Here is a 13,164-nt window from a genome sequence, read left to right as displayed (position 1 = left end):
GATGGATGGGGATCGGGCAGCAGGAACAGGACGGCGGGACCGCCATGGCAGACGACTCCGAGAAGAAGCAGGTGCGCCCGACCGAGGAGCGCCACCTCCCGGTGCTCCTCGAGCGCTGCGTCGAGCTCCTCGCTCCGGCGATCGAGCGCGACGGCGCCGTGCTGGTCGACGCGACCCTGGGCATGGGCGGGCACTCGCTCGCCCTCCTGGAGCGCTTCCCCGGTCTGCACCTCATCGGCCTCGACCGCGATCCCGAGGCGCTCGCGCTGGCGGGGGAGCGGCTGTCGGCCCACTCCTCGCGGATCGACCTCGTGCACGCCGTCTACGACGAGCTGCCCGAGGTGCTCGACGAGCTCGGCATCGACGAGATCGACGGGGCCCTCTTCGACCTCGGCGTGTCCTCGCTGCAGCTCGACGAGACCGAGCGCGGCTTCTCCTACTCCAAGGACGCGCCGCTGGACATGCGGATGGACGCCACGGCGCCGCTCACGGCCGAGACGATCCTGGCGGAGTACGACGAGGGCGCCCTCCGGCGCATCTTCCACGAGTACGGCGAGGAGCGCCTCGCCCAGCGCTACGCGAAGCGCATCGTCGAGGCCCGGCGCGAGGCGCCGATCGTGCGCTCCGGCCGGCTGGTCGAGATCATCCAGGCCGCGACGCCGGTCGCGATCCAGCGCAACGGCCACCCGGCCAAGCGCGTCTTCCAGGCGCTGCGCATCGAGGTCAACCAGGAGCTCTCGGTCCTCGAGCGCGCGATCCCCGCCGCTCTGGACCGCGTGGCCGTCGGCGGCCGGATCGTCGTGGAGGCGTACCAGTCGCTCGAGGACCGCATCGTCAAGCGCGCCCTCCAGGCCGCGTCCTCCTCGACGGCGCCCGCGGGGCTGCCCATGGAGCTGCCCGAGCACCGACCCGAGTTCCGTCTCGTCATCAGGGGCGCCGAACTGGCGTCCGACGAGGAGAAGGCCCGAAACCCCCGAGCAACACCCGTGCGTCTGCGCGCGGCCGAGAGGATCAGGAGGACCGCGTGAGCGCCACCGCCGTCATCGACCCCGTCGTCATCGAGCACACCCGCCCGGCGCGTCCGGGCGAGCCGTCCGAGAGGCCCCGCATCGAGGCGGTCCCGGCCCCCGCGAGCGCGCCGCGTCCGAAGCTCGTCTACGGGATCGTCGCCGTCGCGGGCCTGTTCGCGATCATCGTGGTGCAGCTCCTCGTGAGCGTGGGCCTGTCGCAGGGCGCCTACCAGATCGCGGCGCTGCAGACCGAGCAGAAGACCCTCACCCGCAGCAACGCCGAGAAGCAGGACACGGTCGACGCGCTGAGCTCGCCGCAGAACCTGGCGACCGCCGCGCAGGGTCTGGGCATGGTCGCGAACACGGCTCCCGTGTACCTGCGCCTGTCGGACGGCGCGGTGCTGGGCGACCCTTCTTCCGCGGCCGCCAGCGAGGTCGGCACCGCGGGCGCCGCCGCGCTCGTGCCGAACGCACTGATCCTCCCCGCCGGAGCCGCCGCGGCTCCGGCCGCAGCGAGCGCGTCGTCCGCGGCGGGAGCGGCCTCGGCCGTACCGTTGCAGGGCGAGCTGCCCGCCCCGATCACGCACTGACCGGTCCGGCCTCCGGCCGCTCCGACCAGCACACGACGAACGGCTCCACCCCGCCCGGACGCAGAAGGACACCGCCGCAGTGAGACAGAACCGCTCCAGCCGACGCCGCACCGCCGTCACGTTCCTCGTCATCGCGGCGATCGTGGGCCTGTTCGTCGGCAAGCTCGTCGACATCCAGATCGTCCGGGCGAACGAGCTGACGGACGCCGCCGCCGAGAGCCAGTCGAGCAGCAGCGTGACGTTCGGGACCCGCGGCGCGATCGTGGATCGCGCCGGAGCCGTTCTCGCGGACACGACGACCCGCTACCGGCTGACCACCTCGCCGCGCAACGTCGGCGAGTTCCTCCGCGAGATGCCCGACGGGCAGGAGGTCATGGTCAGCGTCGAGCAGGCCGCCGCCGAGATCGGAGCGATCACCGGCCAGACCGTGGAGCAGGTGACGGGCCTCGTCGACGCCGAGCTCGCGGAGAACGCGAAGGCCAACTACCTCGTGCTGGCCGAGGGCCTGGACCTCGAGGCCTACCAGAAGCTGGTCGCCCTCGACATCCCGTGGCTCTACTACGAGACGCAGCAGGGGCGGACCTATCCCAACGGCGCGGTCGCCGGCAACCTGATCGGCTACGTCGGCGCGGACGGCGCGGCGCAGGAGGGCGTGGAGTACACCGAGAACGCCTGCCTCGCCGGCAGGAACGGCTCCGAGAGCTTCGAGCGCAGCGCCGACTACGTCCGGATCCCGGGCAGCACGGTGGCCGAGACCCCGGCAGTCGACGGCGGGCAGGTGCAGCTGACGATCGACTCCGATCTGCAGTACTACGCGCAGCAGGTGCTGTCGCAGCGCGTGGCCGAGGTCGGCGGCAGCTACGGGATCGTCGTGGTCCAGGAGGTCGAGACCGGCAAGCTGCTGACGGTGGCCGAGACGCCGACCGTCGACCCGAACGACGTCGCCGCCAGCGACCCGGACGATCGCGGATCCCGCGCGTTCCAGAGCCCGTTCGAGCCCGGATCGACGTTCAAGCCCATGACCGCCGCGATGCTGATCGACCAGGGCCTCGCGACGCCGACGACCCACGTCGTGACGCCCGACACGTTCGAGAAGAACGGCGTCTCCTTCAGCGACGACTTCGCGCACACCCCGACGAACTACACCCTCACCGGGATCCTCAAGGACTCGTCGAACGTGGGCATCGCGACCATCGGCTCGAAGCTGTCGGCGCAGCAGCGCTACGACTACCTGCTGAAGTTCGGGCTCGATGCGCCGACCGCGGTCGGGTACCCGGGCGAGTCCGGCGGCCTGCTCAGCGACTACCAGGACTGGGACGGCCAGACCAACTACACGACCATGTTCGGCCAGGGGGTCTCGGCCACGGCGGTCCAGGTCGCCGGCATCTACCAGACCCTCGGGAACGACGGCGTGCGCCTCCCGGCTCAGCTGGTGGAGGGCTGCACGACGGCCGACGGGGACCTCGTCGACGTCCCGGACGCCACGGGCACGCAGGTCGTCTCGGCCGGTGCCGCCCACGACGTGGTCGACATGCTGCAGACCCACTACACCGACGGCTGGCTGGCGGACTACATCCACGTCGACGGCTACAACATCGCGACCAAGACCGGCACCGCGCAGCAGCCGGACGGCAACGGCGGCTACTCGTCGAGCTACACCGTCTCCCTCGCGGGGCTCGCTCCGGCGGAGGACCCGAAGTACGTCGTGACGGTCACCATCGCCGATCCGGTTAAGATGAACACGTCCCAGGCGACCGCCCCCGTCTTCCAGCAGGTCATGACCCAGGTGCTGAAGACCAACCGGGTGGAGCCGTCGACGGTCCCCGCCGTGAACTACCCCACGACGTGGTGATCGCACCACCACGAGAGAAAGAGCGGGCTTTGCACGTCACTCGCCCGCAGTCCTCGCTCCGACCCGAGCATCCGGTCCCGCGGTCGCTGTCGCAGCTGGTGTCCGAGTTCTCCCTCGGCTCCGTGCCGGGGACCGAGGGCGTCGAGGTGAGCGGTGTGACGCTCGACTCGCGTCAGGTCGAGTCGGGGGACCTCTACGTCGGCGTGGCCGGCCGGAGTGCGCACGGCGCCGCGTTCGCCTCCGACGCCGCCGCCTCCGGGGCCGTGGCCGTGCTGACCGATCCCGAGGGGGCGGCCCTCGCGGCCGGGAGCGGACTGCCCCTCCTCGTGACCCCCGACCCGCGCGCCGCCCTCGGCGACGTCGCCTCCTGGATCCACCGCACCCGCGAGGACGTCCCGACCCTCTTCGGCGTCACGGGCACGAACGGCAAGACGAGCGTGGTCTACCTGCTCGACGCCCTCCTGCGCCGCCTGGGAGTGGTGTCCGGACTGAGCTCGACGGCCGAGCGCCGCATCGGCGACGTCGCCGTCCCGAGCTCTCTGACCACCCCGGAGGCGAGCGAGCTGCACGCGCTCCTGGCCAGGATGCGCGAGTCCGCCGTCCGCGCCGTGTCGATCGAGGTCTCCGCCCAGGCGCTCACCCGGCACCGCATCGACGGCGTCGTCTTCGACGTCGTGGGCTTCACGAACCTCAGCCACGACCACCTCGACGACTACTCCGACATGGCCCACTACTTCGAGGCCAAGGCCGATCTCTTCGAGCCCGACCGCGCACGCCGGGGCGTCGTGACCGTCGACAGCACGTGGGGCCGCGAGCTGGCGGAGCGCACGCGCATCCCCGTCACGACCCTCGCGAGCTCGCAGGTGGTCGGAGTCGCCCCCGGCGTGCCGGCGGACTGGACGATGACCGTCGTCGAGGGCACGGCGGAGCGCACGACCTTCCGGCTCGACGGGCCGGAGCACCGCGCGGTCGAGGTGACCGTGCCGCTCATCGGCTGGTACATGGCGGCGAACGCCGCGCTCGCGATCGTGATGCTGGTCGAGTCCGGCTTCGACCTCGGAGCGATCGCGCACGCCCTCGAGGAGGGCAGCCTCGACGTGTACATCCCGGGGCGCGCGGAGCGCGTCTCGGGCGAGCGCGGACCGCGCGTCTACGTCGACTACGGCCACACCCCCGATGCGTTCCAGAACGCGCTCGAGGCGCTGCGGGCGCTCACGCCCGGCCGGCTGATCATGGTGTTCGGGGCCGACGGCGACCGCGACCCGACCAAGCGCGCCGACATGGGCGCGATCGCCGCCCGGCTGTCCGATGTCGTCGTCGTCACCGATTTCCACCCCCGCTGGGAGGACCCCGCCGCGATCCGCGACGTCCTCCTCCGCGCGGCGAGGGACGCATCGCCCGACCGGGAGATCCACGAGATCCCCGACCCGCGCGCCGCCGTGCGCGCCGCCGTCGCGCTCGCGCGCGAGGGGGACTCGATCCTCTACGCCGGACCCGGCCACGAGGACTACCAGGAGGTTGCAGGAGTGCACATGCCGTATTCGGCCAGGGACGACGTCCGTCTGGCACTGCGTGAGGCGGGCTGGCTCTAGATGATCGCCCTGACCCTCACCGAGGTCGCCGACGCCGTCTCCGGACGCCTGCACCTCGCCGGACCCTCCTCCACGGCCTCGACGCTCGTCGACGGCGCCACCGAGACCGACTCCCGCGAGATCCGCCCCGGCGGGATCTTCGTCGCCAAGCGCGGCGAGCACACCGACGGGCACCTGTTCGCGCCCGCCGCCGTGCAGAACGGCGCGGCCCTCCTGATCGTGGAGCGCCCGCTCGACCTCGACGTGCCGCAGGTGCTCGTCGACGACTCCGTGCAGGCGCTCGGAGCCCTCGCGACGGAGGTCGTCCGGCGCGTCCGCGCACTCGGCGGCCTGACCGTCGTCGGAGTGACCGGATCCAACGGCAAGACGACGACGAAGAACCTCCTCCGCACGATCCTCGAGCGCGTCGGCGAGACCGTCGCCCCGCGCGGCTCGTTCAACAACGAGGTCGGTGCGCCGATCACGATGCTGCAGGTGTCGGAGTCGACGCGGTTCCTGGTCGCCGAGATGGGCGCCAGCGCCGTCGGCGAGATCCGGCGCCTGGTCCGCATGGCGAAGCCGGACGTCGGGGTCGTCCTCGCGGTCGGTCTCGCGCACGCCGGCGAGTTCGGCGGCATCGAGCGCACCCTCGAAGCGAAGACCGAGATGGTCGCCGATCTCACCGCCGACGACGTCGCGGTGCTCAACTCCGACGACGGACGAGTGGCCACGATGGCCGATCGCACGGCCGCGCGCGTGCTCTGGTTCGGCCGCGGCGAGCGGGCCGACGTGCGCGCCGTCGACGTCGAGCCCTCCGCGGAGGGCACCCGGTTCACGATCGTCGTGCGCGAGGGCGAGGGCCGCGAGGCCGGCCGCGCCGAGCTGCTGCTGCGCGTGCTGGGCGAGCACCACGTCATGAACGCGCTGGCCGCGACCGCCGCCGCCCTCTCGGTCGGCGTCCCGCTGCCGGCGATCGTCGAGGCGCTGTCGACCGTCACGCTCGCCGAGCGCTGGCGGATGCAGGTTCTGGGCGGATCCGACGTCGTGGTCGTCAACGACGCCTACAACGCGAGCCCCGACTCCACCGCCGCGGCGCTGCGCACCCTGGCGCAGATCGCGAGGCCCGGGGGCCGCACGGTCGCGGTCCTGGGCGAGATGAGCGAGCTGGGGGAGTGGGCCGACGAGGAGCACGACCGCATCGGCCTGCACGCCGTCCGCCTCAACCTCTCGCAGATCGTGGTCGTGGGCGCCCGGGCGCGCCGCATCCACATCGCGGCCGAGCGCGAAGGGTCGTGGAGCGGCGAGTCCGTCTTCGTCGACAGCGCGGACGACGCGTACACGTTCCTCGAGGGCTACCTGAGAAGCGGCGACACCGTCCTGGTGAAGTCCTCGAACTCCGCCGGGCTGCGATTCCTCGGCGACCGACTGGGAGAGCGACACCGATGAGAGCACTCCTTCTGGCGGGCGCCTTCTCGGGCGCGTTCACCCTCCTGCTGACGCCCCTGTTCATCCGTCTCTTCCACCGGCTGCAGTGGGGCCAGTTCATCCGCGAGGACGGACCGAAGTCCCACCACGTCAAGCACGGCACCGCCACGATGGGCGGCATCGTCATCATCATCGCGACCGTGGCGGGCTACTTCCTCGGCATGCTGTTCGGCAATCGCGCCGTGGCGCCGTCGGCGCTGCTCGTGCTGTTCATGATGGTGGGCCTGGGCCTCGTCGGCTTCCTCGACGACTTCCTCAAGACCCGCAACCAGCGGAGCCTGGGGCTCGGCGGCTGGGCGAAGATCGCCGGGCAGGTGATCGTCGCGGCCGGCTTCGCGGTGATCGCGATCATGGTCCGCGACCAGAACGGGCTGACCCCCGCGTCGACGTCGATCTCCTTCATCCGGGACCTGCCGTTCGACTTCGCCTCGCTCGGCTGGATCGGCATCGGGCTGTTCGTGCTCTGGATCTGCATCATCGTCACGAGCACCTCGAACGGCGTGAACGTGGCCGACGGACTCGACGGTCTCGCGACGGGCTCCTCGATCCTCGCCATCGGCTCCTACGTCATCATCGGCTTCTGGCAGTCCAACCAGTGGTGCTTCGACGCCCAGCTCAACCCCGAGGTGGCCGACAAGTGCTACACGGTGAGCGATCCGTTCGACCTCGCGATCATCGCGGCGGCCATCTCCGGAGCCCTCGTCGGCTTCCTCTGGTGGAACACCTCCCCGGCGCAGATCTTCATGGGCGACACCGGGTCGCTGGGCCTGGGCGGCGCCCTCGCCGCGCTGGCGATCCTGACCCGCACCGAGCTGCTCGTGATCCTCATCGGCGGCCTCTTCGTGATCGTCACCGGATCGGTGATCGTGCAGCGGATCTACTTCAAGCTGACCCGGGGCAAGCGCATCTTCCTGATGAGCCCGCTCCACCACCACTTCGAGCTCAAGGGGTGGGCCGAGATCACCGTCGTGGTCCGCTTCTGGATCATCGCCGGCATCCTCGTGGCCGCCGGCGTCGGGCTCTTCTACCTCGAATGGCTCTCACTGGCATGACCGACTCCGCACGCGCCGACCGGCTCGACTCCCTCCGCAGCTGGCATTCCGACTGGCGCGGTCTCCGCGTCGCGGTCCTGGGGCTCGGAGTGACGGGCTTCTCCGTCGCCGACACCCTGACCGAGCTCGGTGCGGAGGTCCTCGTGCTCGCCGACCGCGCGGACGAGGAGCGCGAGCGCCTGCTCGAGGTGATCGGCGCCCGCCTCCACCGCGCCGAGAGCCTCGACGCGGTGCCCGAGGAGCTCGTCGCGTTCGATCCGGAGCTCGTGATCGTCTCGCCCGGCTTCCGGCCGACGCATCCGATCCTCGAGTGGACCGGCTCGAGAGGGACCGCCCTGTGGGGCGACGTCGAGCTCGCCTGGCGCGTGCGCGACAAGGTCGTGCGCCCCGACGGCACCCCGGCCGACTGGGTGCTCGTCACCGGGACCAACGGCAAGACCACGACGGTCCAGCTCACCGCGACCATGCTCGTCGCCGGAGGGCTCCGCGCGGCGCCCTGCGGGAACATCGGCGTCCCCGTCCTCGACGCGGTGCGCGATCCGCAGGGCTTCGACGTGCTCGTCGTCGAGCTCTCGAGCTACCAGCTGCACTACCTCGGCGCGATCGAGCCGATCGCGTCCACCTGCCTCAACATCGCCGAGGACCACCTCGACTGGCACGGCTCGTTCGAGGCGTACCGCGACGCGAAGGCCAAGGTCTACACGAACACGCGGGTGGCCTGCGTCTACAACCGGGCCGACGCCGCCACCGAGCAGATGGTGGTCGACGCCGAGGTCGTCGAGGGCGCTCGCGCGATCGGCTTCGGGCTCGGCGTGCCCGGGCCCAGCGACTTCGGCATCGTCGACGGGATCCTCTGCGACCGCGCGTTCCTGGAGGACCGGCACAGCAGCGCGATCGAGATCGCGACGGTCGACGAGCTCGCCGCCCGCCACCTCGCGGCCCCGCACATCGTGCAGAACGTCCTCGCCGCCGCCGCGCTGTCGCGGGCCTGCGGTATCGAGCCGGGCGCGATCCGCCGCGCCCTGGCGGTCTTCGAACTCGACGCGCACCGCATCCAGGTCGTCGCCGAGCGCTCGGGAGTGACCTGGATCGACGACTCGAAGGCCACCAATCCGCACGCCGCCGACGCGTCGCTCCGCGCGTACCCGTCGGTCGTCTGGCTGGTCGGCGGCCTGCTCAAGGGCGTGGACGTCGACGCCCTCGTCGCCGCGCACGTCGAGCGCCTGCGCGGCGCCGTGGTGATCGGAGCCGACCGCGTCGCGGTCCTCGAGGCATTCCGGCGACACGCGCCCGAACTCCCCGTCACCGAGGTGGTCCCGGATGACACTGGGGCGGTGATGCAGACGGCCGTCGAGGCCGCCGCGGTGCTCGCCCTGGCGGGCGACGTCGTCCTGCTCGCACCCGCCGCAGCGTCCATGGACCAGTTCCGCGACTACGCGGCGCGGGGCCGCTCGTTCGCCGCGGCCGTCGAGACGTATCTGGGAGGAGGGGCCGATGACCGCTCCGACGACGGGCCGCTCCCGCACTGAGCCCGGCCGGGGTCAGCAGGGCGCGAAGTCCTCGAGCGGCAGGCCCGCGAAGGAGCGGGGCGGCGCACGCACCGCGCGAGTCGTCCTGACGAAGGTCTTCGCCTCCGAGTCGCCGAACTTCTACCTTCTGTTCGGCACCACGCTGTTCCTGGTGCTGTTCGGGCTGACGATGGTCCTCTCCTCCTCCTCCGTCACGTCGTTCCGGTCGAGCGCCGACTCGTTCGGCGGGTTCCTCCGGCAGGGCATCTTCGCGCTGGCCGGCATCCCGCTGATGCTCCTCGTCTCGCGCATCCCCCTCGCGCTGCTGAAGCGCTCGACGCCGTGGCTGCTCGGCGCCGGCTGCGTCCTGCAGATCCTCGTCCTCGTCTCCCCGCTGGGGTGGTCGGTCGGCGGCAACAGGAACTGGCTGCGACTGGGCGCCTTCACGATGCAGCCCTCCGAGATCCTCAAGCTCGGCCTCGCCCTCTGGCTCGGCCTGCTGCTCGCCCGGCGCTTCCGCGCGGTGACGGAGTGGAAGAGCGCGCTGGTGCCCGTCCTGCTCGTGGCCGGATCGGCGATCGGGCTGGTGCTCGCGGGAGGAGACCTCGGAACGGTCGTGATCATGGCGGGCATCGTGCTCGCCGCGCTGTTCTACGCCGGGATGCCGATGCGGGTGCTCACGCCGCTCGTGCTCATCGGCGCGGCCGGAGCCGTCCTCTTCGCGATCTCGACCGAGAACCGCCGCACGCGCATCTTCTCCTTCCTCGGCGACTGCTCGGGACCCGGGCAGTACGAGACCTCCTGCTGGCAGCCGCTGCACGGCACGTGGGCGATGGCCTCCGGGGGAGTGTTCGGCGTCGGGCTCGGGAACTCCAAGGCGAAGTGGTCGTGGCTCCCCGCGGCCGACAACGACTACATCTTCGCGATCATCGGGGAGGAGCTCGGCCTGATCGGGGCGGTCGTCGTGCTGGCGCTGTTCGTGGTCCTCTCCGTCGCCTTCTTCCGGATCATCCACGCCGCGACCGACCCCTTCGTGCGCGTCACGACGGCGGCCGTCATGGTGTGGCTGATCGGCCAGGCGTTCGTGAACATCGGAGTGGTGCTCGGGGTCCTCCCGGTCCTGGGCGTCCCGCTCCCTCTCATCTCCTCCGGAGGCACCGCCCTGGTCAGCTCGCTGCTCGCCATCGGGGTCGTGCTCTCGTTCTCCCGCAACCAGACGACCGGCATGCCGCACCTCGGTGCGCCCCGCCGCTCCAGGAAGGCCGCTGCGAAGTGACCCGCTACCTGCTCGCCGGCGGCGGTACCGCCGGCCACGTGAATCCGCTGCTCGCGACCGCCGACGAGATCCGAGCGCGCGACTCGGCCGCCGAGGTCCTGGTGCTCGGCACCGCCGAGGGGCTCGAGGCCCGCCTCGTGCCGTTGCGCGGCTACGAGCTGTCCGTGATCCCGAGACTGCCCTTCCCGAGGCGGCCCGACGCCGCGGCCCTGCGCTTCCCCGGTGCCCTCACGGCCGCGATCGGCGGCGTCGTGCGGACGATCCGCGACCGCCGGATCGACGCCGTGGTCGGCTACGGCGGCTACGCGGCGGCTCCCGCCTACCTGGCCGCCCGTCGCGCCGGCGTCCCGTACGTGGTGCACGAGGCGAACGCGCGGCCCGGGCTCGCGAACCGCCTGGGCGCGCGCGGCACGCGGTTCGTCGGCGTCGCGTTCGAGGGCACCCCGCTGCCGCACGCGCGCACCGTCGGCATGCCGCTGCGCCGCGAGATCGCGGAGCTCGACCGCTCCGCCCGGCGCGAGGAGGCGATCGCGGCGCTCGGGCTGGACGCAGGCCGCCGCACCCTGCTCGTGACGGGAGGGTCCCTCGGGGCCAGGAGGATCAACGCGACGGTGCACGCGTCCGCTGCGGAGATCCTCGCGACCGGCGTGCAGATCCTGCACATCACCGGCGACCGCGCCGAGATCCCGGATCCTGGACTCCCCGGCTACCACCTGCTGCCGTACTGCGACCGCATGGACCTCGCCCTGTCGGCCGCCGACGTCGCCGTCTCCCGGGCCGGGGCCGCGACCGTCAGCGAGCTGAGCGCGCTCGGACTGCCCGCGGTCTACGTCCCCTACCCCGTCGGCAACGGCGAGCAGCGGTTCAACGCCCGGGGCGTCGTCGAGGCGGGGGGAGCGCTCCTGGTCGAGGACGCCGCGTTCCTCCCCGACTGGGTGCAGAGCGGTCTCGTCCCGCTGCTGCAGGACGCGGCCCGGCTCGAGGCGATGGGCCGCCGTGCCGCCACGGCCGGCGTCCGCGACGGGTCCCAGCGGCTCGTCGACCTCGTCGACTCGGCTCTCGCAGCAGCCCGATGACACCCCCGGGCGCGGGTCCCCGAGCGCTCCCGCAGCACCGTCTACACTGATCCGGCGCCACGCCGCGGCCTCCTCGCCGCGGTGATCCCTGGCCGCCGAAGACCCGAAAGCGAGACCTCCGTGATCAAGCCCGACCTCGGCATCACCGTCCCCGACGAACTCGGATCGGTGCACTTCATCGGCATCGGCGGATCGGGCATGAGCGGCATCGCGCGCCTGTTCCACCACGCCGGCCACCGGGTCACCGGATCGGACGTGCGCGAGTCGCACCCCATCGAGCAGCTCCGCGAGCTCGGCATCCCGGTCGCCATCGGGCACGACGCGCAGAACCTGGGCGACGCCGAGGCCGTGGTCGTCACCTCCGCCCTCTGGCCGGACAACCCCGAGTACGTCCTCGCGAAGGAGCGGGGCCTGCCCGTCCTGCACCGCTCGCAGGCGCTCGCCTGGCTCGTCCGCGGGCACCGCCTCGTCGCGGTGGCCGGCGCGCACGGCAAGACCACCTCGACCGGCATGATCGTCACCGGCCTGCTGGGCCTCGACGCCGATCCGAGCTTCGTGAACGGCGGCATCATCGAGAGCCTGGGCACCTCCTCCGCGGCCGGGTCGAGCGACCTGTTCGTCGTGGAGGCCGACGAGTCCGACGGCAGCTTCCTGCTCTACGACACGGCCGTGACCCTGATCACCAACGTCGACCCCGACCACCTCGACCACTACGGCTCGCTGCAGGCCTTCGAGGACGCGTTCGTCACGTTCGCCTCGAACGCCGGCGAGCTCGTCGTCATCTCCTCCGACGACCCGGGAGCGGTCGCGGTCTCCGAGAAGCTCGAGGGCAAGCGCGTCCTCACCTTCGGCGAGGCGGAGGGCGCCGACGTGCGGGTCGTCGACCTCGAGCTGGTGGGCCCGGTGGGGTTCACCGTCGAGTTCGAGGGACGCCGCTACTCCGCCCGCCTGCGCATCCCCGGCCGCCACAACGCCGTCAACGCGGCCGGCGCCTTCGCCGTGCTCGTGGGCCTCGGTTTCGATCCCGCCGCCTCGCTCGAGGCCGTGTCGGCCTTCGGAGGGACCGAGCGCCGGTTCGAGCTGCACGGCGCGGTCCGCGGCGTCAGCGTCTACGACGACTACGCCCACCACCCCACCGAGGTCGCGGCCGCGCTGTCGGCCGCACGGACCGTCGTGGGGGAGGGGCGCATCATCGCGGTGCACCAGCCGCACCTCTACAGCAGGACCCGCCTCTTCGCGAAGGAGTTCGCCGAGACGCTCGAGCGCTACGCCGACGAGACGATCGTGCTCGACGTCTACGGAGCCCGCGAGGACCCGGAGCCCGGCGTCACCGGCGCGCTCGTGAGCGGGAAGTTCGCGGACCCGTCGCGCGTGTCCTTCCTCGCCGACTGGCAGGAGGCCGCGGAGCAGACGGCCCGCATCGCACGGGAGGGCGACTTCGTCATCACCCTGGGCTGCGGCGACGTCTACCGCATCATCCCGCAGCTGCTCGAGTCGCTCGGAGCGAGCGAGGACGCCGCGGTCGGTCGATGACCGCTGCGGACCGAAGGGGGCGACGGGAGTGAAGCGGCCGGAGGGGCGCCGCCCGGCCTCGCCCGTGCGCTCCGAGCCCCGCGAGCCGGAGCGCGCGCCGGAGTCCGGCGGCGAGCCGACCGAGCCGATCCGCATCGTCTCCGCGGTGCGTCCGGAGCGGTCGTCGGCTCCGGCGGACGAGCCGTCGACGGAACGCCCGTCGTCCGCGTCC

The 13,164-nt window shown here is 72.1% G+C and carries 11 protein-coding genes; all 11 read left to right on the top strand.

Annotated elements, in window-relative coordinates; all coding sequences use genetic code 11:
- Positions 1–44 precede the first annotated feature (44 nt).
- Complete coding sequence (gene rsmH / locus B0T42_RS12605; protein WP_077223456.1) at positions 45–1,028, top strand: 16S rRNA (cytosine(1402)-N(4))-methyltransferase RsmH; 984 nt, start codon at positions 45–47, stop codon at positions 1,026–1,028.
- Positions 1,025–1,600 (top strand): cell division protein FtsL, encoded by a 576-nt coding sequence (ftsL, locus tag B0T42_RS12600; RefSeq protein WP_077223455.1) that lies wholly within the window; start codon positions 1,025–1,027, stop codon positions 1,598–1,600. The genes rsmH and ftsL overlap by 4 nt, the downstream gene beginning before the upstream one ends.
- Positions 1,601–1,679: 79 nt before the next feature.
- A complete protein-coding gene (locus B0T42_RS12595) occupies positions 1,680–3,452 on the top strand; it encodes a peptidoglycan D,D-transpeptidase FtsI family protein (protein WP_077223454.1) in 1,773 nt (590 codons plus the stop codon).
- 29 nt (positions 3,453–3,481) lie between these two features.
- The gene (locus B0T42_RS12590; RefSeq protein WP_077223453.1) at positions 3,482–5,044 is read left to right on the top strand and encodes a Mur ligase family protein; all 1,563 of its coding nucleotides are present in this window, start codon (positions 3,482–3,484) and stop codon (positions 5,042–5,044) included.
- Complete coding sequence (locus B0T42_RS12585) at positions 5,045–6,469, top strand: UDP-N-acetylmuramoyl-tripeptide--D-alanyl-D-alanine ligase (protein WP_077223452.1); 1,425 nt, start codon at positions 5,045–5,047, stop codon at positions 6,467–6,469.
- Positions 6,466–7,560, top strand: coding sequence for a phospho-N-acetylmuramoyl-pentapeptide-transferase (mraY, locus tag B0T42_RS12580; protein WP_056867275.1), 1,095 nt, complete (start codon positions 6,466–6,468; stop codon positions 7,558–7,560). The genes B0T42_RS12585 and mraY overlap by 4 nt, the downstream gene beginning before the upstream one ends.
- A complete protein-coding gene (gene murD, locus B0T42_RS12575) occupies positions 7,557–9,089 on the top strand; it encodes a UDP-N-acetylmuramoyl-L-alanine--D-glutamate ligase (protein ID WP_077223451.1) in 1,533 nt (510 codons plus the stop codon). Before mraY ends, murD begins: the two co-directional genes overlap by 4 nt.
- On the top strand, positions 9,055–10,344 hold the full coding sequence (gene ftsW, locus B0T42_RS12570; RefSeq protein ID WP_077223450.1) for a putative lipid II flippase FtsW: 1,290 nt from the start codon (positions 9,055–9,057) through the stop codon (positions 10,342–10,344). The genes murD and ftsW overlap by 35 nt, the downstream gene beginning before the upstream one ends.
- Positions 10,341–11,420: a UDP-N-acetylglucosamine--N-acetylmuramyl-(pentapeptide) pyrophosphoryl-undecaprenol N-acetylglucosamine transferase gene (locus tag B0T42_RS12565; RefSeq protein WP_077223449.1), complete on the top strand. Its 1,080-nt coding sequence runs from the start codon at positions 10,341–10,343 to the stop codon at positions 11,418–11,420. The genes ftsW and B0T42_RS12565 overlap by 4 nt, the downstream gene beginning before the upstream one ends.
- 120 nt (positions 11,421–11,540) lie before the next feature.
- Positions 11,541–12,953, top strand: a complete 1,413-nt coding sequence (gene murC, locus B0T42_RS12560) for a UDP-N-acetylmuramate--L-alanine ligase (protein ID WP_077223448.1) — start codon at positions 11,541–11,543, stop codon at positions 12,951–12,953.
- 28 nt (positions 12,954–12,981) lie between these two features.
- The coding region (locus tag B0T42_RS21415) for a hypothetical protein (protein WP_236720266.1) at positions 12,982–13,164 on the top strand (183 nt) is incomplete at its 3' end.

The sequence above is a fragment of the Rathayibacter rhapontici genome, from assembly GCF_001995175.1.
Classification (GTDB): Bacteria; Actinomycetota; Actinomycetes; order Actinomycetales; family Microbacteriaceae; genus Rathayibacter.
Note: the sequence above shows the minus strand (reverse complement) of the source record. Positions and strands in the feature narration are given on the sequence as shown.

What these genes read in the sequence shown, in the direction of transcription:
- rsmH (WP_077223456.1), top strand. Translation starts at nt 45, where the DNA reads ATGGCAGACGACTCCGAGAAGAAGCAGGTGCGCCCGACCGAGGAGCGC.
- B0T42_RS12585 (WP_077223452.1), top strand. Translation starts at nt 5,045, where the DNA reads ATGATCGCCCTGACCCTCACCGAGGTCGCCGACGCCGTCTCCGGACGC.
- mraY (WP_056867275.1), top strand. Translation starts at nt 6,466, where the DNA reads ATGAGAGCACTCCTTCTGGCGGGCGCCTTCTCGGGCGCGTTCACCCTC.
- murD (WP_077223451.1), top strand. Translation starts at nt 7,557, where the DNA reads ATGACCGACTCCGCACGCGCCGACCGGCTCGACTCCCTCCGCAGCTGG.
- ftsW (WP_077223450.1), top strand. Translation starts at nt 9,055, where the DNA reads ATGACCGCTCCGACGACGGGCCGCTCCCGCACTGAGCCCGGCCGGGGT.